The sequence below is a fragment of the Streptomyces sp. NPDC101227 genome (genome assembly GCF_044767545.1).
Taxonomy (GTDB): domain Bacteria; phylum Actinomycetota; class Actinomycetes; order Streptomycetales; family Streptomycetaceae; genus Streptomyces.
Genome location: NZ_JBIWOD010000012.1, coordinates 216,740 through 238,505, shown reverse-complemented (window position 1 = coordinate 238,505; position 21,766 = coordinate 216,740). Strand labels below are relative to the sequence as shown.

The 21,766-nt window shown below is 69.3% G+C and carries 20 protein-coding genes and 1 pseudogene; 8 read left to right on the top strand and 13 right to left on the bottom strand.

Going from position 1 to position 21,766, the window contains the following annotated elements; translation table 11 throughout:
- Window positions 1-15: 15 nt before the first annotated feature.
- The 3 genes from ACIRPT_RS27180 to ACIRPT_RS27170 form a co-directional block, all read right to left on the bottom strand.
- The gene (locus ACIRPT_RS27180; protein ID WP_403831554.1) at window positions 16-1,278 is read right to left on the bottom strand and encodes a lanthionine synthetase C family protein; all 1,263 of its coding nucleotides are present in this window, start codon (window positions 1,276-1,278) and stop codon (window positions 16-18) included.
- Between the two features lie 152 nt (window positions 1,279-1,430).
- Window positions 1,431-4,241: a class IV lanthionine synthetase LanL gene (gene lanL / locus ACIRPT_RS27175; protein ID WP_403831552.1), complete on the bottom strand. Its 2,811-nt coding sequence runs from the start codon at window positions 4,239-4,241 to the stop codon at window positions 1,431-1,433.
- A gap of 447 nt (window positions 4,242-4,688) precedes the next feature.
- Window positions 4,689-6,131, bottom strand: a complete 1,443-nt coding sequence (locus ACIRPT_RS27170) for an NF041680 family putative transposase (RefSeq protein WP_403831549.1) — start codon at window positions 6,129-6,131, stop codon at window positions 4,689-4,691.
- A gap of 330 nt (window positions 6,132-6,461) precedes the next feature.
- Here ACIRPT_RS27170 and ACIRPT_RS27165 point away from each other — a divergent pair, with 330 nt between their 5' ends.
- Window positions 6,462-7,502: a hypothetical protein gene (locus tag ACIRPT_RS27165; protein WP_403831546.1), complete on the top strand. Its 1,041-nt coding sequence runs from the start codon at window positions 6,462-6,464 to the stop codon at window positions 7,500-7,502.
- A gap of 227 nt (window positions 7,503-7,729) precedes the next feature.
- Here ACIRPT_RS27165 and ACIRPT_RS27160 read toward each other — a convergent pair whose 3' ends face one another.
- The 5 genes from ACIRPT_RS27160 to ACIRPT_RS27140 all read right to left on the bottom strand — a co-directional run bounded on the left by ACIRPT_RS27160 (window position 7,730) and on the right by ACIRPT_RS27140 (window position 11,719).
- Entirely contained in the window at window positions 7,730-8,578 is an 849-nt protein-coding gene (locus tag ACIRPT_RS27160; RefSeq protein ID WP_403831544.1) for an IS5 family transposase, read from the bottom strand.
- Between the two features lie 66 nt (window positions 8,579-8,644).
- The gene (locus ACIRPT_RS27155) at window positions 8,645-9,064 is read right to left on the bottom strand and encodes a RacP protein (protein WP_403831541.1); all 420 of its coding nucleotides are present in this window, start codon (window positions 9,062-9,064) and stop codon (window positions 8,645-8,647) included.
- 2 nt (window positions 9,065-9,066) lie between these two features.
- The gene (locus tag ACIRPT_RS27150; protein ID WP_403831539.1) at window positions 9,067-10,062 is read right to left on the bottom strand and encodes a DUF6192 family protein; all 996 of its coding nucleotides are present in this window, start codon (window positions 10,060-10,062) and stop codon (window positions 9,067-9,069) included.
- 623 nt (window positions 10,063-10,685) lie between these two features.
- Window positions 10,686-10,823, bottom strand: coding sequence for a hypothetical protein (locus ACIRPT_RS27145; protein ID WP_403831536.1), 138 nt, complete (start codon window positions 10,821-10,823; stop codon window positions 10,686-10,688).
- Window positions 10,824-10,873: 50 nt separating this feature from the next.
- The gene (locus ACIRPT_RS27140; protein ID WP_403831533.1) at window positions 10,874-11,719 is read right to left on the bottom strand and encodes an SDR family oxidoreductase; all 846 of its coding nucleotides are present in this window, start codon (window positions 11,717-11,719) and stop codon (window positions 10,874-10,876) included.
- Window positions 11,720-11,844: 125 nt separating this feature from the next.
- On the opposite strand from ACIRPT_RS27140, the gene ACIRPT_RS27135 reads away from it, so the two are divergent.
- Together ACIRPT_RS27135 and ACIRPT_RS27130 are read left to right on the top strand one after the other, a co-directional pair.
- A complete protein-coding gene (locus ACIRPT_RS27135; protein WP_403831531.1) occupies window positions 11,845-12,420 on the top strand; it encodes a TetR/AcrR family transcriptional regulator in 576 nt (191 codons plus the stop codon).
- A gap of 541 nt (window positions 12,421-12,961) precedes the next feature.
- Window positions 12,962-13,564 carry a DUF6461 domain-containing protein gene (locus ACIRPT_RS27130; protein ID WP_403831529.1) on the top strand — a complete coding sequence of 201 codons (603 nt, stop codon included), beginning with the start codon at window positions 12,962-12,964 and terminating at the stop codon, window positions 13,562-13,564.
- Window positions 13,565-13,811: 247 nt separating this feature from the next.
- On the opposite strand, the gene ACIRPT_RS27125 is transcribed toward ACIRPT_RS27130, so the two are convergent.
- The gene (locus tag ACIRPT_RS27125; protein ID WP_403831527.1) at window positions 13,812-13,991 is read right to left on the bottom strand and encodes a hypothetical protein; all 180 of its coding nucleotides are present in this window, start codon (window positions 13,989-13,991) and stop codon (window positions 13,812-13,814) included.
- Window positions 13,992-14,481: 490 nt separating this feature from the next.
- Between ACIRPT_RS27125 and ACIRPT_RS27120 the strand changes: the two genes are divergently transcribed.
- Together ACIRPT_RS27120 and ACIRPT_RS27115 are read left to right on the top strand one after the other, a co-directional pair.
- On the top strand, window positions 14,482-15,549 hold the full coding sequence (locus ACIRPT_RS27120) for a 5-methyltetrahydropteroyltriglutamate--homocysteine methyltransferase (protein WP_403831524.1): 1,068 nt from the start codon (window positions 14,482-14,484) through the stop codon (window positions 15,547-15,549).
- 220 nt (window positions 15,550-15,769) lie between these two features.
- Window positions 15,770-15,913, top strand: coding sequence for a hypothetical protein (locus ACIRPT_RS27115; RefSeq protein ID WP_403831522.1), 144 nt, complete (start codon window positions 15,770-15,772; stop codon window positions 15,911-15,913).
- Window positions 15,914-16,000: 87 nt separating this feature from the next.
- On the opposite strand, the gene ACIRPT_RS27110 is transcribed toward ACIRPT_RS27115, so the two are convergent.
- Together ACIRPT_RS27110 and ACIRPT_RS27105 are read right to left on the bottom strand one after the other, a co-directional pair.
- Window positions 16,001-16,900, bottom strand: coding sequence for an LLM class flavin-dependent oxidoreductase (locus ACIRPT_RS27110; RefSeq protein WP_403831520.1), 900 nt, complete (start codon window positions 16,898-16,900; stop codon window positions 16,001-16,003).
- Entirely contained in the window at window positions 16,897-17,823 is a 927-nt protein-coding gene (locus ACIRPT_RS27105; protein WP_403831518.1) for an NmrA/HSCARG family protein, read from the bottom strand. Before ACIRPT_RS27105 ends, ACIRPT_RS27110 begins: the two co-directional genes overlap by 4 nt.
- A gap of 119 nt (window positions 17,824-17,942) precedes the next feature.
- On the opposite strand from ACIRPT_RS27105, the gene ACIRPT_RS27100 reads away from it, so the two are divergent.
- On the top strand, window positions 17,943-18,521 hold the full coding sequence (locus ACIRPT_RS27100) for a TetR/AcrR family transcriptional regulator (protein ID WP_403831516.1): 579 nt from the start codon (window positions 17,943-17,945) through the stop codon (window positions 18,519-18,521).
- Between the two features lie 302 nt (window positions 18,522-18,823).
- Window positions 18,824-19,165, top strand: a complete 342-nt coding sequence (locus ACIRPT_RS27095; protein WP_403831513.1) for a Tn3 family transposase — start codon at window positions 18,824-18,826, stop codon at window positions 19,163-19,165.
- Window positions 19,166-19,261: 96 nt separating this feature from the next.
- Here the strand turns inward: ACIRPT_RS27095 and ACIRPT_RS27090 are convergent, their stop codons facing one another.
- A complete protein-coding gene (locus tag ACIRPT_RS27090) occupies window positions 19,262-19,828 on the bottom strand; it encodes a TetR/AcrR family transcriptional regulator (protein WP_403831511.1) in 567 nt (188 codons plus the stop codon).
- A 146-nt stretch (window positions 19,829-19,974) separates the two neighbouring features.
- Here ACIRPT_RS27090 and ACIRPT_RS27085 point away from each other — a divergent pair, with 146 nt between their 5' ends.
- Window positions 19,975-21,444 carry an MFS transporter gene (locus tag ACIRPT_RS27085; protein WP_403831509.1) on the top strand — a complete coding sequence of 490 codons (1,470 nt, stop codon included), beginning with the start codon at window positions 19,975-19,977 and terminating at the stop codon, window positions 21,442-21,444.
- A 140-nt stretch (window positions 21,445-21,584) separates the two neighbouring features.
- On the opposite strand, the pseudogene ACIRPT_RS27080 reads toward ACIRPT_RS27085, so the two are convergent.
- Window positions 21,585-21,761: pseudogene (locus tag ACIRPT_RS27080) on the bottom strand (transposase); the annotation flags it as partial.
- Window positions 21,762-21,766: the final 5 nt, after the last annotated feature.

Sequence of the window (21,766 nt, the reverse complement as noted above, 5' to 3'; positions counted from 1 at the left end):
GGAGACAATGCCCTCTCAGGCGAGCAGTAGGGCCCGGTACCATGTGGGTGTCTCGTTCGTGGCGGCGGCGAGCAGGGCGAGCACCACCCCGGCTGCGCCGTCGAGGAATCCGGGCTCGCCGCTTGGCAGGGTGGTTCGTGGGTCCAGGAGGCGTTGGGTGATGTCAGCGGCTGCGTCCGCGAACTGCGGGCATCCGGTGTCGTACGCGAACCGAGTGGTGATGTGAAGCAGACCGGCCAGGCCGTGGCAGAGCCCAGGGGTGTTGTCGATACGGCGATGCGCTGCCGGACGGCGGTAGGTGGACTTCATCGCCTCGACGGCGAGGTCGCGCAGGCCGGGGTCGTCGAGCGCGCGACCGGCCAGCCACAGGGCTCGGGCGACGCCGGGGCTGCCGTAACACCAGGACGCCCGTGCGGTGCGGGAGTTCGCTGGGCCTGGCTGGTCGGGGGGTGATGCCCGGCCGGGCCAGTTCGGGCCCCAGAGGTCATCCGTGCGGTGGTTTGCCAGCCACGTGGCCGTACTCCGTGCAGCCGCTCGTTGTCCTGGCACGTTGATCCCGGCTTCGAGGGCGAGGCACATCATCGCGAGCGGGCCGGGGATGCCGTGCGCCAGACCGCAGTTGAGCAGCCCGTGCGGGAACTCGGTGCGCAGATCGGCATCGTCGAGGGCCCAGACGGGGGTTTGCCAGTGGGGGGCGTCCCCAGCGCCGCACAGCGCGACGAGGGTGGTGAGGACGGTGCGCAGTGCCGTTCGGGCGGTGAGCTCCTGGTGGTGGAGCAGGAGGTAGGCGCCGGTGCCGGTGAGGCCGTTGATGACGTCGAAGGTCCGGACGGGCTGTCCGTGGTGTGCGCGGTCGTTGCGGAGGCCTGGCTGGTTCGCCGGGTCGTGCAGTGCGGCGTGGAGTGCCTCGGCGCGTGCGGTCGCTTGGTTTGTGACGCGGTCGTGCACGGTGGGCAGTGCGGCTGTGCCGGGTGAAAGTGTCCAGGCAGTGAGGGCGAGGCCGGCCAGGCCGCCGAAAAGGCTGGGCGAGGAGGTGCCGAGGCGCTGGGCTCCTCTGGCGGCGGCTTCGAGGCAGCCGGTGGCAAGCCTTCCCCAGCCTCGGCCTGGCAGGGTGAGGTCCAGCTGGTGATGGGCGAGGGCGAGTCCTGGCCCACCCGCGGCGAGGTCGGGCCGCAGGCATCGCGGAAGCGGGCGGTCCGCTGGTCCGGCGAGGTTGGTGACGAGGTCGAGGGCCCCGGCTGCCAGGTCGTCGGGCAGTACCGCTGACCAGTAGGTCACATCCGCCTCCTTCGCTGGTCCGGTCCTGTGCGGCCTGGATCGACCGCACAGAACCAGCTCGTGTGCTGCCTGGTGCTCAGTGGCAGCGAGGCGGCTCCGTACAGCCGTCCGTGCGGTCGGTGGTGAAGACGGTGTCGCAGCACATCATCGGCTCAAGGGTCTGCTCGTCGGTCTCGGGCAGTTCCTGCAGTTCCAGGAGATCGGTCTCCATTGTTGTTTCCCTTCTCTTCGTGGGGTTCTCCGGCTAGCTGATCGGTGTCAACCAGCCAGGAGCGGTTCCCGCCGTGCTTGAGGCGCAGCAGGAAGTCGAGAGTGCCCGCGAGGCCGGTGTGGTAGCTCGCGCTGATGTCGCGCAGGGTCTCGTCCGGTACCAGTAGGCGGCCGTCGCGCCAGGTCGCTCGCGCGTACAGGCAGGTGGCGATCTCGGCGGCCCGCGCGCGATGGTGCTGGTCGCCGGTGGCAACGGCCAGGTCGAGGAGCAGTTGGGCGTTGCCGGCAGCTCCGTGGCACGTGCTCGGGCCGACGCGCCAGCGGTCCCGGTGGGCGGCGTTCGCCGCGTACTCGGCGTGGGTGCGAAAGCGCGGGTCGGCCGTGGCCTGCCACAGCCGGACGAGGAAAGTACCGATGCCGGCAGCGCCATGGCACCAGAAGTTCAGGTCTGTTCGCTCGCCTCGGCGGGGTCCCTTGGGCCAGTCGGCCGCGTCTTCGCGCACCTCGGCAACGGCGCACAGGGCGTGCCCGGCGGCGGCCGCGATTTCGACCAGTTCCGGGCGGTCAAGGGCCCGGCCTGCGGCGAGCAGGAAAGCGGCATGGCCGGTCAGGCCGTGTCCGAATCCGTAGAGGGCGGATCCTGCTAGCTCCCGGCGGTGCTGGGCGCCGATCGGCCAGTCCACGCCGCTGTCCTTGTTCGAGGTGAGGTGCAGGAGCCGGTCGGCGCACTGCGATGACCGCTCGGCGAACCGGTGGTCACCCGTCGCGTGCCACAGGTGGAGCTGGGCGAGGCCTGCGCCGGCGAGGCCGTGGCAGATGTCGGGGTTGCTCCAGTCCAGCGGGATGTTCAGCGCGTAGTTCTTGGCCCGGTCCGCCAGCTGCTGGTCGCCGAGAGTGCGAGCCGCGTCGTGCAGGGCCCAGGCGGTGCCGGAGCGGCCGAAGTACAGACCGGGCAGGATCCGCCCGGGCTTGGTCAGGCACTCGTCCAACCACCGGGCGGCCGTGCGCAGCGTCGGTTCGGCGCTCGGCTCACCGCAGCGCACCGCCCGGTCCAGTACGGCCAGAACGCCGGCCGCGCCCAACTGCACGCTGCACGGATCACCCTGGGGAGCCTTGCGAGGCCACGGCCACAGGTACTCGGTGGCTGGTTCGGCGGTGGCGGCCAGGTGGGCCAGGCCGCCCGTGAGCAGTTGGTCGACCCTGTCAGCGGTCAGGCCCTGGCGCTCGGGTTCCGGCGTCGTGCCCGGCGGCACGGCGGGGGCGTGAACTGGTTCCGCCCGCAGGAACGCGGTGGCCTTCTCCAGGTCCCAGCGGTCAGGTGGGTCGGCGGTGAGACCGACGACGAGAGGGGCCAGGGCGCGGAGGGTGGAATTCGATGGGGCGGCGGCATCAACGATCGCTTTCAGCCGTTCGCCTGCCGCGCGCCGGCGCGGACGATCCGCGGCGAGCAGCGGGATCATGCCGGTGACGGTGTGAAGCAGCGTGGCGCCCAGGCTGTAGCAGTCCACTTCGGGGCCGGGTGCAGGCGGCGGTTGGTCGCTGCTGCCGTCCGGGCCGTCGAGGTAGGAGGGGTCGGTGAATCCGTGGGTACCCACCACTTCGGCCGCCTCGCCGGTGCGGACTGCGCACTCTAGGTCGACGAGCAGCGGCTGGTTCTCCGGTGTCATGACGACGTTGCTGGGCTTGAGATCACGGAGCACGAATCCGGCCGTGTGCACCGCGCTGACCAGTCGGGTGAGTTCGCGTGCCAGCGCCCGTGCAGTGTTCACCGGAATCCGATTGCCGCCTGCGAGCTGTTGGGACGACCACTGCTGCAGGTTCTCGCCGCCGACGAGGTCTTCCACGAGGAACAGGTGCTCCGCGCTTTCGAACACGTCGCGGACGGCTGGTGCCAGGCGTAGCGGCGCGAGGTGGGTGAGGACGTCGGCCTCGTGGCGCAGCCAGTGGCGGGCGTCGCGACCGTTGCGGTCGGTGGCAACGTGCGGGCGGGCCTCCTTGAGCAGGACGTCCTCGCCGGTGCGCAGGTCCCGGGCCCGGTAGACCCCGCCGCGATTGGAGTGCCGGATCGCCTCCCGGACGTTATAGCGGCCGGCGACTGTCGTCGGGGCTCCGTGGGGCCGGTCCGGGTTCGACCGTCGGGGTGGGGGGAACGGCGGTGGCGCCCACGGGGGCGGTGAGAACCAGGGGTTGCGCTGGTCCGTGACGAGGGTTCCATCCGGCGCGCGGAGCCGGCTCTCGTACAGGCCCTCATCGTTGAGCTCCCGGGCGGCGGCGAAGCAGCCGTACCGGTAGTGGACGAGACTGCCCGGTTGGTAGCGCCGGTCGGACAGGATCGCCGGCCCTGCGAGTCCCAGGGTCCGCTCATGGAGTTCCTCCGCGAGCGCGGGCAGCTGGTCGTCGGAGTCCGGGTACACCGTGAGGAACTTCCCCGACTGGGCGCGGGCCGCCCGCGCCGATGTCAGCTCCACGGTCACCCTCGGTGAGACGGCGAACTTGAACGCGCATCCGCGCACCGACAAGACGCCGGCGGCGTTCTCCAGGACCTGGGGCGCGGACAGCAGTGTGGCGGAAAGGTGGAGCTTCCACCCCTGTTCGCGGTGGACACGACGCGGCGGTGCGACCATGCACCACGTCTCACCGTCCCGGAGTGTCCAGTCGGCACCCACAACCCCGAGGCCACGCAAAGCAATTGAGCGATAACTTTCCGTCACACTCGGAGTATGGCACCCCGGGGTGCCCGGGATGCACGACATCGAGGGCCGAGCATGCCTTCCGTTCCGTGCCACTTGCCCGCTGCCGAACGGCTACAGGACCGGCTCGCCCGGCGCGGCGCCGGCGCGGCTCGGGCCGCAGGCGAGTGGCCGGCTCGCTTCGCCGCGTTCGATCTGTTGCGGCTGTCCGGAACGGATACGACCGTGTGGCCGTACCAGCGGCGCAGGGCGGTGTTGGAGTCCGTGTTTGCCGGACGGCGGCGGTCCACGCCGTGGGTGCTGTGCCCGTCGGCCACCGAGGCGGAGACGGTGCGCGAGTGGCTGCCGTGGGCGTCGGTCGGGATGGAAGGCGTGGCCTTCAAATGGCTGCATCACTACCCTCGCCGGGAGGCTCCACAAGTCCCGGCGCGGGTCCCCATGGACGGGCTGTGCAGCAGTCCCTCGATGCCGCTCTCGCCGACTAGGAGGGTGTCTCAGCTTGTTCTTTATCTACCAAGATCTTCCAGGCTTGCCGATGGCCTTGAGGGTCTCGGGGCGCTTGACGGTTTTGCCGACGTCGTAGCGGGGTGCCCGGTGTTTGTTCTTGGCACCGGGTGGCCGTCCGGGGCTGGCGCCTCGAGGTTTGGGAACACGCGCCGGACAGGCCAGGTGAGCGCGGATGTTCCTGAACCCCCGGCGGACCCGGGCCGGGGTGAGCCGGTCGGCGATGGCGGGTTTCTCCCAGGGCCGGCGGAGGTCCGCGGCGAGGGGGCGAGCGAGTCGGAGCTGGGTGTGAGCGACGATCAGGATCCAGGTCCAGCGGTCCGCCGCCTCGGGAGTACGGAGTTTCGGGGTGGTCCAGCCGAGCGTCTGCTTCGCGAAGCGGAAGGTGTGCTCCAGATCGAAGCGGCGGAGAAACGCCTGCCAGAAACGGTCCACGTCGTCCGGGGTGGCGCCGGTCTTGGAGGACCACAACCACACCGGCAGGGCATCTCGTTCCTTCGATAGATGCTCGACTTTCAACCGCATCAACGTCCCTTCGACCAAGGGGAGTTCGCCGTCATGGTCGAGCCATGAGGAGCGGTGAGTAAGCCGGGGGTGGACCCGGTCCCACGCCTGCGTTTCGGCCTTGCCGTAGTTGGTGGTGTTCGTGACCGTGGTGATCGCGGGCTCGGGCCAGGTCTCCGGCTTGGCGAAGCGGAATTCCGGGCCGTGCTTGGGCGGCCGGCCGTTGACTCCGTGCATCCTCGGTGGCTTCGGCAGACGCATCACGCGGTCGGAACGAACCCGGCCGACCAACTCGACCGGCAGGTCACGCAGGACCCAGGCCAGGCGGGTGACGTCATAGCCGGCGTCGCTGACGATCACGATATGCGGGTCCCCGGTCTGCCACTGACCCGCGGCGATGAGCCGTTCAACGACTCCACGGAGCTGGGCGGCGGTGATCGCGGTCGCGTCATCCGCAGGTCCCAGCCGCACCGCGTCCAGGATCGCGGTCCAGGACGTGGCACCCGGCTCCAGCACGGCCACGAAGGAGTAGGGCCAGCCCGGAATGAACTGCGACGCCGTCTTCGCGCGGCCGTAGACGTGGCAGAACAGCCGATCCGCCGAGCACGGCGCATCAGAGCGAAGCCACGGCGACACATCAACCGCCAGGACCAGGCGCCCGCCGTCGAACCGTGGCAGCGACAGCCCGGCCAGCACGGTCCGCAGCCGGTCCGTGTCGATCCGGCCGTGGTTCAGGCCGCCGTACATCGCTCCGTGCCCACGACGGTGTTCGGGCAGCAGCGTCAGGTCCACCGGCGTTTTCACCGCACCGTCCGCACACAGCACCGCGTCCACCAGCTCGAACAACGCGTCGCGCCGGGCGGCCAGACACTCGTAGAACTCGCCCCGGAAGCGTGACGCTTCCGCGAACGCTTCCCGCCGGACAGCATCAGGCAGCAGACTCACCTCACGGCCTTCGTCGTGGTCACGTGCACCTTGGTCGGAGCACATGATCAGACGAAGGCCGCCCTCATGTCCGGCGAATCCCCAGGTGAGCGACCCAGTTCGACACACCATTCGAAGCCGGAAGAAAAAGAACAAGCTCAGAACCTGTTTCTGAACGGGGGTGAGACTCCGACCGATAGGTGGCGACTCCGATTTTGGTGGGAGGTGATCCAGCGCGAAGCCGCACTCCTCCGTGGCTGCGTTCGGCCCGAGATCGGCGTGACTGATCTTGCTCATGACAGCATGTGAGCCGAGACTCAGGCCCTTCGTGGGAGAAAGCAGGGTGGACTCATGGCCGTGAGGGCTGATGCCGCGCCGCTGTCGACGCTGGAAGCGGATGTCCCGTTCCCGGTGCGAACGCATCCCGATCGTGAGCAGGCCCAGGCGTCGACCTTCGAGTGGGCCCAGCGTATGGGGATGCTTACCTCCGAGGCAGCGGTGGCCCGCTTTGGAAGGCTCCGATCGGGGCATCTTGCGGCATACGTCTACACCCAAGTTGGTCTGGATGAGCTTCTGCTCGGGGCCGATTGGAAGACGTGGATGTTCATGATCGATGACCAGGGGGACGAAGGACCCCTCGGCCGCGATCCCGACCGTTGGAGAGCGGCCATGAGCCCTATGGCTCGGGTGCTTACCGGTGACATCGGTGATCCCGAACAACTTCCCCCAGTTGCCAGTGCGCTGGCGGATCTGCTGGAGCGGACTTGCAGGGGCAGGACTCCGGAGTGGTCGGCGCGCCTGTACGGGCACACGCGGGACTTTCTTGAGTCGTACGAGGCCGAAGCTGCTCGACGTGCCCAGCATCAGGTTCCCGAGATCGGTGAATACATCGCACATCGTCGCGACTCAGGGGCGATGCACGTCGTCTTTGACGTCGCCGAAGCGCTGGTCGGCCATGAGGTGCCCATGAGCCTCTACCGGTCACGGGAGTTCCAGGATCTGGAGCTGGCCGCGTCCGACGTCGCCTGCTGGCACAACGACATCCGCTCGCTGTCCAAGGAGCTTGCTCGCGACGACGTGCACAATCTCGTGATGGTGATCCAGGCCGGCGTGGGTTGCAGCCAGCAGGAGGCCGTCGACCGTGCACAGGACATGGCCAATGCGCGCATGGCGTGGTACGTCCAGGGGCGGCGTCAGATGAACCACATTTTGGAAGCCTCGCGGCTGTCCGCAGAGGCCAGGACGCACGTTGGCCAGGTTCTCGAAATTTACGAGGACTGGATGAGCGGCCACCACCAATGGGCTCAGGAAAGTGGGCGCTTTACCGACATCGTCAGCACCGGGCCGGGGGTGGCGCCCCACTACGTTGAGCCCCTCCTTGGACCTCAGTGAGCCAGTCCGTAGCTACTCTGGCCTTGGGGAACATCGGTACCAGCGGTTAAGTACGCGCTTCTGATCTTCCCAAGCCACCCTTCTAGTGTCTCGAACGGGTCGTCACTGACCTTGCCAAGGCTGCTCGGGAGATGCCCAAGGAGTCCGTCCAGCGTCACACTCAGGTGAACACTCGTGTGGCGACGGCGGGGGCCTCGATTTTCTGACGGCTGGTGTGCTGGTGCTCATCATGTAGCGGGTGCCGGCTTCTTTTTCGTCCAGCCGCGGGTGGCGCCTTTGCGGGATAGGCGTCTGGTCATGAGGGTGATGGCTGCCCAGGTGATCAAGGTTTCGGAGTGCTGAACGAGCCGTTCGTAGTCCCGCGCATGCCGACGCGCGTGCATCATCCAAGCCAGCGAACGTTCGACGACCCAACGGCGGGGCAGGACGACGAAGCCGGAGGCGTCCTTGGGACGGCTGACCGGCTTGATGGTCAGCTTCAGGTGCCCCTTTGCCCAGTCGACGAGCTTGCCGGCATAGGCGGAGTCGGCCCAGACGATGGTGATTTCGGGGTGCATGAGGCGGAGCCGGAAGAGGACTTCCTTAGCGGCGGCGCTGTCGTGTAGGTCGGCGGGGGTGACCATGACCAGCAGGGGCAGGCCGCGGGTGTCGACGACCATGTGGCGTTTGCGGCCGTTGATCTTCTTGCCTGCGTCGTAGCCGCGGGAGTTGCGGCCGACGGTCTCGGCGGCCTTGACCGACTGGGAGTCGATGACGGTGGCGACCGCGCGGGGGCCCTTGCCCATCTCCCGGCGGATGCGGCCGGCCAGGTGGTCGCGGATCTGCCCGATGACGCCGGCGGCAGCCCAGCGGGCCATGAACCCCCAAACCGTGCGCCATGGCGGGAAATCCGCAGGTAAGGCCCGCCATTTACAGCCGGTATCGACCACGTAGCGGATGGCGTCGACGATCTCCCGGCGGGGGTGCTTCTCCGGCCGCCCGCCCTTGGCCGTCTCGCAGGCCGGCGGAGGCAACAGTGGCTCGATCAAGGCCCATTCGGCATTCGTGGTGTCGGAGGGATAACAGCGCTGACGCATGCGGACTCCCTCCAGGAAGCACTGCGGGGTCGCCCGCCACTTGGCCGGGCGCCCCCGCAGTGGCGGTCAGGACGAAACGACGAGATCGAGGGTGGATTCGATGGAATTGAGCTGGGCGACGATGTGCCGTACCCACTTGTCGTTCGGGTGGGCGGCGGCATGAGGGGCGACGGTGCCGGTGATGAACCGGCGGAACTCGGTCAACTTCTCCGAGACGACCGCCCGCTCGTATGCCTCCAGGGCAGCCCGTTCGGCTCCGAGCTGGTAGCCGTCCGTCCTCGTCCAGATCAACGGCGGCCAGCCCTTGGAGGCGGCCTCGTCCTTGAGGGCCGCGAGCCCGGACCGCACCTGACTGGGAGACAGGTCGCTCGCCCTGACGAGCTGGTGGAACAGCAGGCCGGCTGGTCTGGCCTCGAACAGCACGAAACGGACGGTGTCCGCGTGCCGCCTGGCGGCGTCGCCCCGGCGCCGTGAGGCGCGGGGCATGGCTACTCGCCCTTCAGCATGCGGGCGAGCTCGTCGTCCATGTCGACCTTGCCGGTGTCGACCGCGGTCTCGATCCAGTCGAGGGTTGCCCGCACCCGCGCGACGTTCTCGTGCACGATCGTGCGTTCCTCGTCGGACAGCTGGCGGTCGCGCAGGCCGGGGACAGTGCGGCCGGCCGCGGCGACGAACGAGTGGCAGGCGGTGACCAGGTCCAGGAACTCCACCGTCCGGTCGATGTGCCTCACGGCCGGGGCGACCGGGCTGGCGTCCTCGAAGTCTTCGCGGGCTTGCCGGTGGCGTTCGTTCTGGGCATGGTTGACCTGGAAGCGGGCGGTATCGTCACTCATTGCCTTGAAGGCGACGTCCGGGCGCCGCAGCAGGCTGGTCGCCGCACTCGCCGCGACCGACTCGTCCCGGGTGAACTCCTCCACCACCCGGACCTTGTTCTCCGCGGAGACTTTGGCCGCCACCTGCGGACGCTTGAGGAAATCGGTGGTCACCGCCGCGGCGACCTCCTCGTCCCGGGCCAGGTGGTGGATCGCGGTGACCTTCTCCTGCGGGGTCTCGGGGTTGTCGACCGTCCACCCCACCCGCCGCTTGGCCTCGTCCGGCGTCCACCGCCTCTTGCCCGCGGGCGGCGATTTGATCGCGGCGAACCGATCCTCCTCGTCCTCGATCCGCCCAAGGACGCGGTGAATCGTGAACGACACGCTCGCCTGGCGATGCTCCTTCGGCCACCGCGATGCGGTCCACCTGGCGTTCTTCACCGTGCTGAACGTCAAGCCGATGTCCTCGGCCAGACGCACGAGGGACTGCCTGACCGTCCACTCCGCATCCGCGATGCCACCGCGGGGCCGGACCGGCTCGATCTCCAACGCACGGTCGCCGATCGTGAACGACGCCTGAGTCTGCTGTTCAACGACGTGCCGCAGCTCGGCAACGATCTGCTCGTAACGGGACTGGCTGACGTTTCCGACCTTGTCGATCTCCTCCGGCATGGTGTTCACCACCCATACGGGCCGGGGCACGGAGCTGAAGTCCGTGACGTGGACACGACCCGCTCATCGCCGAGAGTCAGACCGCAAATCCACTGATCACAACGAACGACCGCAAATGACCGGTTGATGAACGAAGTTGGACTCACGATGCGTTCGCGATGCGGTTACTGTGACCGTCCGCCGAACGTTTCCTTCCGGCGCCTCCAGGCCCTCACCTTGCACCGTTTCCCGCAGTACAAGGCCGTCGATCTCCGGTCGACGTCGGCGATCCACCGAGTCCCGCACTCGGGACACTCGACCTCACCCGCACCACCCTGAACGGCCGCCAGGCGCTTGCGCAACTGCCGATCCGTACGCCACTGCCTGGCACGACACGCCGACGAGCAGTACACCGCCTGCGGCCGTGCCCCCTGCCTCAGCCGCTCGCCACAAGCCCGACAGTTCCTCTCCCCGGCTCGCCCGGTGCCCTTGGACACCACACCAGCGTAGAACCCAAGGCTACTCAGAACCGGGGCTTAGAAACACGTACTCAGTAACGGGCAACTGCCGGTGTCCTGCGGCGATCGGTGTCCGGTCCTGTGGGTCCGGAAATCGGCCCGGACAGGGGCAGGTGGCCGTGCCGGTCAGGCGAGCGCCGCGGCGAGTCCTGTGGTTCCGGCGTGCCGGAAGGCTTGGAGGATGAAGTTCTCGGTAACGAGATCGCCCTGGTGGACGGGGTTGCGGTGCTCGGTCTCGTATCCGGCGTACCAGCGGTGCACCACGGTGAGTGCGGTGAGCTCGGTCCTTACGGGTGTTCCTGTTCTGGGATTGTTCAGCGGACCCAGGCGCGGGTGAGGGCCTGGACGGCGGAACCGTCGAGGTCGGCGAGGGTGGTTCCGACGAACTCACGGGCCCACTCCGAGGTCTGGACCCGGAAGGCCGGGTGCTCGCCGGTCAGAGCTTCGATGACCGGGGCGGCGGCCTCGGCCGGGGACTGGGCGTTGCCGAAGGAGTCCCGGGTGCGGCCGAGGTACGCCTCCATGGCCGGGGCGTAGGGCCCGGCCGCGGTGAGCAGGGCGGGGACGTCGAGGCCGAGGTTGGCGACGAACTCGCTCGCCACCGCGCCCGGTTCGACCACGGTGACATCGACGCCGACGGTGGCGGCGACGGGGGCGAGGGACTCCATGAAGCCCTCGACGGCGAACTTGGCGGCGCAGTACGCCTCGTTGAACGGCTGGCCGACGGCGCCGCCGACACTGGTGACGGTGATCACCCGGCCCTGGGCGGCGCGCAGGTGCGGCAGGGCGGCGCGGGTGGTGGCCACCACGCCGAAGAAGTTGACCTCCATGGCGGTGCGGACATCGTCGAGGCTCATCTGTTCGATGGTGCCGACCTGGGCCGCACCGGCGTTGTTGATCAGCGCGTCGAGGCGGCCGTGCTCGGCGACGACCTCGTCCAGGCAGGCGGCGATGCTCTCGGGGTCGACCACATCCAGGCGCTTGACCTGGATACGGTCCGCGACCCCGTTCTCCTCTGTCGCCTTCAGCAGGGCCTCGGCCTTGCCGGTGTTGCGCATGGTGGCGATGGTGGTCCAGCCGGCCTGGGCCGCGGCAAGGGCGGCGGCCAGGCCGATGCCGGAGGACGTGCCGGTGATCAGAACGGTCTTCGGGGAGGTCATCAGGGCTCTCCTGTCGAAAGGAAGCAGATTGGCGATAACCGGGGAGCTCTCCGGTTATCCGTAAAGCTAACCGGAGTGTTCTCCGGTTGTCCAGTTAGACTGGCTTCCCGACGAGGGGAGCAGCCTTGACCAGCCAGCCGAGCCCGATGCGGGCCGATGCCCGCCGCAACCGGGAGCGCATCCTGGAAGCAGCCGTGCGTGCCTTCTCGGAGAAAGGCGCAGACGTTCCGATCGACGCGATCGCCAAAGCCGCGGGTGTCGGCTCGGGCACGCTCTACCGCCACTTCCCCACGCGCGAAGCGCTGGTCGAGGCGGCCTACCGCAACGAGCTGGTCCGTGTCTGTGACAGCGCCGCGGAGCTGCTGGCCGACTTCCCACCGGACCGGGCGATGCGTCTGTGGATGGACAGGTTCATCGACTACCTGGCCGCCAAGCAGGGCATGGCAGAGGCCCTGCGGGCCGTGGTCGCCTCCGGGGCGGACCCCTTCGCCGAGAGCCTCGACAGGCTCAGCACCGCGCTCGGCTCCCTGCTGCGTGCCGGCGCCGAAGCCGGTCTCCTGCGCTCGGACATCGACCCCCTCGACGTCGGCTTCAGCCTCGCCGGCGTCTCGCTGATCACCAGCGCTCCCGCCCAACGCGAACGGGCCGGCCGCCTCCTCGACCTGATCCTCGACGGGCTCCGCTACGGAACAGACCAGTAACCCGTCCCCTGGGCGCTGCACAGGTCCGGCGGCGGGCACCGCCTGTGGCACCGCCCGCCCACAGGCGTCATCATCGTCGCCGGGGCCGGTTCACCTCCTGGTGCCGGACGGTGCTGGCTGCGGCGGCTGCCGGAGTGAGCGCGGCCCGAGAACGCTGGGACCGGGATGCGGACGTGGGCGGGGTGCTGCAGTCGCCGAAGAGACCGTCGGAGCAGGCCCGCCCCCGACAGGCGCGGCATCCGGACCGAGGAAGCCCCCGGCGGCCTGTGGACCGTCCCGGCCAGGGGCCCCGCCGTGGGGGGTAGCACCCCCAGGCGGCCGATCGCCTTCCGCAGGGCTCGGGCGCTCTACACCACGGTGCACTTGCCAGAGCTGGGGGCCGTCCGCCGTGTGAGCCGTTGTACAGGCGGGCGGCCTGGCTGTCGGTCTTCTCCGGGATGGCGTGCCGGGTGCCGCGTCCTCGCAGGTATTCGCGGCAGGGTCCGTTGCTGTATGCCTTGTCCACAATGACCAACGAACCCGAGTAGAAAGGCGCCACACCGTGGACTTGGACGAGATGTTCGGTGAAGGCTGGTGCATAACCGTCGCCCCCCGCCCACTCACCGAAACCCTCCACCTCATGGGGGTCGCCGCCCCCGTTCCCTGCCCCGCGGGCATGAACCAAGCCGCAGACTTCCTCCAAGAGCACCAGGGCGAAGGCGCCTTCATCCTCGGCCGCGAAATGCCCGGCGGCTGGACTCTCACCACCGAATTCGAAAGCTGGATCGGCTTCGATGACGATGTCCTGCGCACCCTCGCCGCCGACGGCCGCACCGCCATCAGCGCCTACCGCGACCCCGACACGAGGACGGCCACCATCGCCCACGACGGCGCCATCCTCGGCCGCCTCGAACTGTCCGGCGGCTACTTGGACGGCCCCTCCGGCAGCGTAGACACCACCCACCCCGTCGTCCGCTCCCTCACCGCGGCCGGCTTCGATGCCTCCGACGACTGCGAACCCACCGGCGAAGCCGACACCGAAGAGCCCGAAGGCTGCCTCATCCTCGCCGTACGCGCCCTGACCGGCGTCACCCTCACCGCAGCCGACTTCGACGGCCCCTGGACCGGCGGCCTCTTCCGCACCGTCTTCTCACCCGGGGCCTAAAACCATCTTGAAGACAAGGCAAAGATCGGAAAGGCTCGATGAGCTGTTAGCCGATCACCGGGGCCACAGGGGAAACCAGGCCCGACCGGAACCCCGGCAAACACCAGAGGGTTCGCAGTTGATATGAGCGCCGGCCCCGGCCGTCAGGACCTGAAGCTTGCGGGATTCCCGCTGGCAGCGCGTCCAACGAGCTGCCAGTCATGTACTTTGCCCGCCGGGCGTAGAGCCGGATGAGGTTCTCTCCCTCCTAGGGCCGGATCAGCGATCGTTCGGCGAACAGCATCTGGGCGGTCTCGGAGCCTCGTGATCCGTAGCAGACCAGATCGATATCGCTGCGCGCGTTGCACACCCCGGGCAGGGCGCGTGTGCCGTCCAGGCTTTCCAGGGCCATGTCGTGGAGCGAGCGCTCGCCCAGGGATTCCTCCACGACGAAGACGTGGCCGTCGGCGGTGCCGTCCTCGAGGGTGCGCGGGACCGGGTAGCCGAACTCGGCGAGCTGGTGCTGGTAGGCGGTCTCCGCGGCGAGTGTCTGCCCGCCGGTACGCCGGTAGCGGGTGCCGTCATCGTTGACGTAGACCGCGCCGTCGGCCGGATCGGCGGTGCGCTTTTTTCACGAAGTGCCAGTGACGGGTATTCATCCGGCTTCTCCTTGAGGGGTTCCGTTGCGGAACCGACTTGCGTGCGGTGAGCGAGGGCGTGGGCCGGCACGCGGGCGTCGATGGCCCATCGCCGGTCGCCGGCCTTGACTCTGCGCCGCAGCTCGGCGAGCGCTACTGCGATCAGCGGGTGGACGCCCCTGCCGCCGACTTGTCTGGTGTCAGGTCGTTGGTTGCTCGCGAGTCACTCGGGAGGTTGGTTTCGTAGAGATTTGGATGTGCATGGGGGCTGGCGTGATCTCGGACTTCTAGGGTCCTGGCATGAAGATCCCTTCTGAGCCGATCGGCAGCATTCCCCGGTCCCCGGAACATCTCGCCGCGCTGGCAGACCATCAGTCAGGCCGGCTCCGCGACGCGGAGTACCGCGAGATCTGTCTGCGGGCAGTGCAAGAGACCGTCCAATCGCTGGAAGCGGCAGGCGAACAGGTCGTCACCGACGGCGAGCAGGGCAAGCCCAGCGCCTACACGTATCCGATCGCCGGTGCAGACAACCTCGCCTCGGAAGGGGTGGTCATCCCTTACGCGGACGGGCACCAGCGTCAGCTTCCCTTGCTGACCACCGGTCCGTTCCGGTACCAGACCACCGCCGGGCAGTACCTGCGAACCGCGAAGCAGTGCGCGCGGGTCCCGGTGAAGCAGGCCGTGGTCGCCCCGTCCATGACGAGCCTGCTGTACCCGCCGTCCGGCATCGCCGGGTACGCACGTGAGGCGTTCATCCAAGACGTGCTGGACGAGGCGGAGAAGGACATCCGCAGCTGCCTGGACGCCGGCGCGCACAAGGTCCAGCTGGACTTCGAGGAGGCTCGCCTCTCGCTCAAGCTGGACCCCAGCGGCGGAGTCCTGGAGGGGTTCGTCGACCTCAACAACCAGCTCCTGGAACGCCTCACCGAGCAGGAGCGGACCCGGATCGGCGTCTACTGCGGCCCGGGCGCCGACCAGGACTCCACGCACAGCCTCGACGTCGACTACGGGGACCTGCTGCCGCAGCTGTTCCGCCTCCAGGCCGGCAGCTTCTACCTGTCCCTGGCCAGCGAGCCAGACCCGGAACGCGCTCTGAAGATGACCGCCGACCAGCTGCGGCCGGGCATCCGCGTGTTCGTCGGAGTCACCGACCCCTGCGACCCGCGTGTGGAAACCGCCGAGGAGGTCCGCGACCGCGTCCTTCGCGCGGCCCGCAACATCCCGGCCGACCAGCTGGGCACCTGCGACGACGCCGGCTTCTCCCCCTTCGCAGACGACCAGTCCACCAGCCGCCAGACAGCATTCGCCAAAATCCGCGCCCGCATCGAAGGCACCAAGCAGGCAGCGGAAGCCCTCGCGGGGAACTGACGAAGCCAGCTGTTCCCGGCAGTCGGCCGAGCACACAACTCATGGTCCAGGGCCCCGGCGCCTTCCGCACCGGGGCCCTGCTTGAGCACGATCGGTAGTCCCCATCGCCCACCGGCGCCGGTGGGGTCAGTTGCGTTGACGGAGCAGGCGGCCGGCGGTGTAGCCGGCGCCTTGGGAGAGGAACAGCGCGAAGGCACCCGGAGGGAGGGATCCCTCATCCATGACGTCTGCGATGTTCGCGATGAGGCCGCCCCACCTCGGCCTCGCCGCCGCGGTGTGCATGGTGCCCGGCCCCCGCACCGCGGCCGATGCGCAGGCTGCTCCCGAACCGGCGGCGGAGGGTGCGGCCGGGTCGGCATCCTGAAGACCCGTTCGTCGGCGGGCGGCTGGATCGCAAGCGATCCCGAACCAGCCGCGACGGTTTTCAGGGCGCCGCACTCGTGCCGTGTTCCTACGCCGGTGTGCCGGGTCGGACAGGCAAGAACGCGGCGAGTTGCTCCCACTGCCGTACGGACGGGGAGTCGGGTGTGGTGGTCACAAGGTGGAGGCTGACGTGGTCGGCTCCGGCGTCGAAGTGCTCTTGGACGCGGTGGGCGATGTCCTCGGCGCGGCCGTGGGCCACCAGTGCGTCGACCAGCCGGCTGTCGAGCGCGTCCGGGTGTGCGTGTCCTAGTCCACGCAACAGGTCGCGGCGGTTCGGCAGGGCGGCCGCGGCCGTGGTGCGGGCCAGGTCGGTGGTGTCCGCGTGGTCGTGGCTGAGCACGCAGAGCTGTGTGATGGCCAGAACGCCGTCGTCTCCGAGGACGGTCCTGGCTGCTCGGGTGTGCTCGACGGGCATGCCCAGCACGGTGGCGCCCAGGGCGTGTTCGGCGGCGAGGGCGAGCATGCCGGTGTCCAGGGCGGCGAGTACGCGGTTTTGTGAGGCGACTGTGTTGGGTGGCCCGAACGGGGCGTTGTCCAGCGCGTCGAGGTAGGCGCGCATGGTGGCCAGAGCCGGGCCGGAGCGGTGGCCTCGGATGTCCTGAGCCAGGCTGGGGTGGCTCTCCCACAGACCGAGCAGGAACCGTCCGGGGAACGCCTCGTCCAAGGTGCGCTGCGCGGCGGCGGCCGTGACCGGGTCGCGGGCGTAGATGTCGGTCATGCCGGAGGCCACGGTGATGTGCCGGGTGGCTGCAAGGAGGATCGCGGCCTGTGCCATGGCTTCCCGTCCCGTGGTCTCGGGGAACCACAGGGCGCCGAAGCCGAGGTCCTCGACCGCGGCGGCAGCCTTACGGACCTCGGTTGCGGAGAGGCGGTCGAAGTCCGCCGCCCAGATTCCGACGCGCCCGAGGCCGTGTGTACGGGCGCTCATCCGTCCTGCCCGGAGCTGCGCGCGGAGTCGAGGAACGCGGCGATCTGGGACGCGCCGGTGCGCTCCAGCCACGTGCTGAAGTCCATCGTGCCGGGGTGGATGTCCCGGGTGGCGGGGATGTCCGCGCGGTAGCCGTGTTCGTTGAGCCACTCGTTGGCGTAGGCGAAGTCTTCACTCAGGGCCCGGATCGCGTCGATCGGAATCTGAACGTAGGGCAGCGGTATGCCGAGTACCTCCCCGATGACCGCGGCGATCTGAACCGGCGTGAGTTCGTCCCCGGCCAGGGAGACGGCCCCGCCGATCCACTCCTCCGGCCGGGAGAACGCCAGCGCGGTGACGGCGCCGACATCGTCGACGGCCATGATCTGCTGGGGGACCTCCGGAGCGAGACCGGTGGACAGGTTCCCGTTCCGCAGCGCGTATCCGCCGGTGAAGTTCTCCATGAACGACACCGGCCTCAGGATCGTCGCGGGCAGGCCGAGCGCGGCAATGTGCCGCTCGATCCGCCACTTGCTGACCAGATTCACGGGCAGCTTCTCCTCAAGGTGCCGGTCCGCTTCGGCGACCGAGGTGAAGACGAAGTGCCCGATGCCCGCGGCGTGCGCGGCCTCGGCGATGTTCACTCCCCAGCGCACCTCGTCGTCGGCGGTGAAGTCCGGCGCGGTGCCGGGCGAGCCGACGGTGGGCTGGACGCTGAACAAGCCCCAGGCGCCCTCGGCCGCGACCCGCAGGGAGTCGACGTCCTCCATGTGCGTCCGGACCACCTGTGCGCCGGCCTGCGCCAGCGCCGTGGCCTGCGGTCCGTTCGGGTCACGCGTCAGTGCGCGCACCTGCCAGCCGTCGCGGAGCAGGTGATGGGTCACGGCTCTGCCCTGCAGGCCGGTCGCACCCGCCACCACGATGGTCTTCTCTGTCAGCTTCACGATCATCTCCCTCGCGTCCATGCGGAGGGGAAGCCATCCCCATAAGTGGGGTGGCCCTCCGTTTCTCGTTCGCTACGATATGGAGGGCCACCCCGTTTATCAAGCCGTCAGGAGTGCCCGTGCCCAAGGACGCCGCCGCCCCGCCCGGTCGACCGAGGCGCGCCGACGCCCGCCGCAACGCCGACAAGATCGTGGCCGCCGCCGGGGCCCTCATCGCCGAGCGTGGCGCCGACGCCTCGCTGGAGGAGGTCGCCCGCCGTGCCGGAGTCGGCTCGGCCACCCTGCACCGCCACTTCCCCTCCCGGCAGGCGCTCCTGGAGGCGGTCTTCAAGGACCGGGTGGAGGCCCTGTGCGCGAAAGCGGACGACCTCCTCGCCGAACTCGCCCCGGGCCAGGCGCTGACCACCTGGCTTCACGCCGTCGGCGCCCACGCCGTGGCCAACCGAGGTCTGGGGGCTTCGCTGATGCGGGACGGAGATCCCGCGCTGGGCGAAACCTGCCACGACCTGATCACCGCTGCCGGAGACGCCCTCCTTGTGCGCGCCCAAGCGGCAGGCGCCGTGCGCGCCGGGATCACCATCGCCCAACTGTTGAAGCTCGTCGGCGCCATCGCGCTGGCCACCGAGCAGGAGATCGACGGCCCGGCCGAGGCCGACCTCCTGCTGTCGATCGCCATCGATGGCGTACGAGCACACTGACCCCGGCTCTCACGAACGGTCCTTTGCCGAGCAAGACCAACAACTGGCCGCCGGGCCCCGCCGGACTCCCGATCGGTTCTCAGAACCCGTTCTCGCCCAAAGCGGGACGGACCCTGGAACGCAAGGCCCGCGAACCGTTCGTCGTCGGCGAGATCGAGGTGATCCCCCGTACGGGGCCGGCGCTCAGTCGTCGGCGATCTGCAGAGCCGGCGCGAAGTGCTCACCGTCCGCCCTCGCGCGCAGGCTGTCGAAGACCGGGGTGAGCCCGTTCACGGCGCCGCATCGGCTTCGGCAACGGCGGCGTGCCCGCCGACAACGACCGCCTCGAGCAGGAGAAGGCCGCAGAGTTCAACGCCCTGCCGGCCAACACGTCCATCTTCCACAACCCGCTGGTCATCGCCGAGATCGACCGGCAGCTGCAGGACGAAGGGGAGAAGGTCGACCCGGAGGACTGGGCGCAGGTCTCGCCGTACCTGACCGAGCACACCCGCCGCTTCGGCGCATACTCCACCCACGAGCTCACCGACGAACCCGACGACTACGACCCGCACCTGGACGTCGACTTCATCCCGGTCCGCGGCGACGACCCGCCGGCCGACGGATTCAGCCAGGCCGCGCGAGCCGGCCAAGGGCCGGATGCCTGAGCCGGCGGGCGCGTGTCGGCGAGCACCTCACGGAGCCCTGGCACCACGTCCGAGGGTCGGTACCTTCGTGCTCTGCTCCCGCGGACCAGGCCGAGGTCACAGCAATCGGTCGACCAGCCCGTCGACGTACTCCGGGGTGAGCGGGCCCATGCCGAACAAGACGCGGATGTACATCGGGGCCAGCACGTGGTCCAGCACGCCGAGCGCGTCGGGTGCGTGCTCGCCGCGTTCGCGGGCGCGATCGAGCATGGACTGCAGTTGCCGGGTGCGTTCGTCACGGACGTTGTCACGCGCCTGGATGCCCTGCTGACCGTTGCTCGAGAGGGCGACGGCCAGGCGCACCACCGCCAGACCGTCGGGTCCGGTGATCTCGCGGGCCACGTTGGCCGCGTACGTGCGCAGGTCGCCGGCCAGGCTCCCGGTGTCGGGCATCGGCGACAGCGCGTTGAGACGGGTGAGCGCCACGTCGGCGAGCAGGGTCTCCAGGTTGCCCCACCGGCGGTAGATGCTGCTGTCGGCCACGCCCGCGCGGGCCGCGACCTCGCCGACGGTGAACTTGCCGTAGCCGCGCTCGCTGATCAGGTCGGTGACGGCCTGGTGCACCGCCGCGCCGACCTGGGCGCTGCGCCCGCCGGGTCGCCGGGCTCGCTGTCGCTCATCCATGCCCCCACCTTAACGCAGTTGGGACTTGCGTTTACGGGGCGAGCCTCCTTACAGTCGCCTAACGCAGTCGCCGACTGCGTTAGGGCGTCCAGAGGCTGACCGCGTCGGTCGCGGAGAGGCGCCACCACCGATGGAGAGGAATCCCCGTGGCTGCATCACCTGAGGCCTCAGGCCGTCGACCGAACCGGGCCGTGCTGCTCACGGTGACCTGCCTGGGCCAATTCATGGTGCTGCTCGACAACACGATCGTTGGAGCGGCGCTGCCCGATATGCAGCACCGGCTGCACACTGAGCTGACCGGTCTGCAGTGGATCGTCGACGCGTACGTGCTGCTGGTCGCCATGCTGCTGCTGTCCGGGGGCGTTTTCGCCGACCGGTTCGGCCGAAAGCGCGTGTACCTGGCCGGTGCGGTGGTGTTCACCGCCGCATCGGTGCTGTGCAGCCTCGCCCCCTCGGCCGGATGGCTGGTCGGCGGCCGGGTGCTGCAGGGCATCGGGGCCGCGGCACTGAGCCCCGCCTCGCTGGCCCTGCTGGTGGCCGCCTATCCCGTGCCGCAAGAACGCATCAAGGCGATCGGGCTGTGGGCCGGATTCAGCGGAATCGGCCTCGTCGCCGGACCCGTGGCCGGCGGCGTGCTGACAGATGCCTTCGGCTGGCCCGCCATCTTCCTGGTCAACCTGCCCATCGGCGTGATCCTGCTGCTGGTCGGCGTGCGGCATCTCGGCGAGTCCCGCAATCCGAGCGCCCCCGCGATCGACATCCCGGGGACGGTGCTGTCCGTTCTGGCGGTGGGGGCAATGACCTACGGGCTGATCGAGGGTGGCGCCCGCGGCTGGACGTCACCGGTCATCCTGGGCAGCTTCGCCGCCGCGGCGATCCTCCTCGCCGCCTTCGTCGCCGTCGAAGCGCGTCGCTCCGCACCGATGCTGCCGCTGCGGCTGTTCCGGCAGCGGCTGTTCACCGTGTCCAACACCGCAATGGTCGTGGTGGGGTTCGCGCTCATGGGCTCGTCGTTCTTCTTCTCCCAGTTCTTCGTGTACGTCCAGGGCAGCTCGATCCTGCGTGCCGGACTGCAGACCCTCCCGACCTCCCTCACCATGGTGATCGTCAGCCCGTTCGCGGGCCGGCTCGCCGCCCGGTACGGCTTCCGGATCGTGGTCACCATCGGCCTGGCCCTGGCCGGAGGGGGGCTGCTGGCGCTGGGCATGGTGCACGCCGACACCGGCTATGGGAACGTGTGGTGGCGGCTGGGAGTCGTCGGCATCGGTTTCGCCCTGACCATGTCCCCGCTGACCGGCGCCGCAATCCAGGCGGTCAGCCCGCAAGAAGGCGGCCTCGCCTCGGGCATCAGCAGCACCACCCGGCAGATCGGCGCGGTGCTCGGCGTGGCGGTACTCGGAGCCGTCGTCCGCACCCGGCAATCCGGCGGCGCCTCCTTCGAGACCGGCCTCAACAGCGCCTTCGTCACGGCTGGCGCCATCACATTGGCCACCGCCGTGTTCACCGGCCTGTGGCTGGCGAGGTCCAAGCCCGTGGAAGGCCCGGCGGTGCCACACCGTTCCACCGGTCCAGATGCGGTCACCACCTCGAACGAGGTGTCCGCGGACAGCCGTTGACGGCGACACCGACCTTGGGCGGCCTGCGCGCCGGCCAGTCGGTGCGGAAGGAGCCGGGCGACCAGCGCCTTGATCGGGCCCCGGCGGGAGGTCAGCCGTTTGTAGCGAGCCTGCAGGGAGCCGCCCTTGGTGCGCGCCGCCCCGAAGAGCACCCCCTTCAGATACGGAGTGCCGGGCCGCACTCGGGCGCTCCGAACGCTTCCGGCCGACTCATGGCGTCCTGGACACAGTTCGACCCAGCACGCCAGATGTTCATCGCATTGCCACGGTTCGGGGTATTCGAAAATCCGTTGGGCTGCCCGACCTGCTTCATGCATGATCG

Coding starts and splice junctions, on each gene's coding strand:
- lanL (WP_403831552.1), bottom strand. CDS start 4,241: ATGTCGTGCATCCCGGGCACCCCGGGGTGCCATACTCCGAGTGTGACG.
- ACIRPT_RS27165 (WP_403831546.1), top strand. CDS start 6,462: ATGGCCGTGAGGGCTGATGCCGCGCCGCTGTCGACGCTGGAAGCGGAT.
- ACIRPT_RS27160 (WP_403831544.1), bottom strand. CDS start 8,578: ATGCGTCAGCGCTGTTATCCCTCCGACACCACGAATGCCGAATGGGCC.
- ACIRPT_RS27155 (WP_403831541.1), bottom strand. CDS start 9,064: ATGCCCCGCGCCTCACGGCGCCGGGGCGACGCCGCCAGGCGGCACGCG.
- ACIRPT_RS27150 (WP_403831539.1), bottom strand. CDS start 10,062: ATGCCGGAGGAGATCGACAAGGTCGGAAACGTCAGCCAGTCCCGTTAC.
- ACIRPT_RS27140 (WP_403831533.1), bottom strand. CDS start 11,719: ATGACCTCCCCGAAGACCGTTCTGATCACCGGCACGTCCTCCGGCATC.
- ACIRPT_RS27120 (WP_403831524.1), top strand. CDS start 14,482: ATGAAGATCCCTTCTGAGCCGATCGGCAGCATTCCCCGGTCCCCGGAA.
- ACIRPT_RS27115 (WP_403831522.1), top strand. CDS start 15,770: ATGACGTCTGCGATGTTCGCGATGAGGCCGCCCCACCTCGGCCTCGCC.
- ACIRPT_RS27110 (WP_403831520.1), bottom strand. CDS start 16,900: ATGAGCGCCCGTACACACGGCCTCGGGCGCGTCGGAATCTGGGCGGCG.
- ACIRPT_RS27090 (WP_403831511.1), bottom strand. CDS start 19,828: ATGGATGAGCGACAGCGAGCCCGGCGACCCGGCGGGCGCAGCGCCCAG.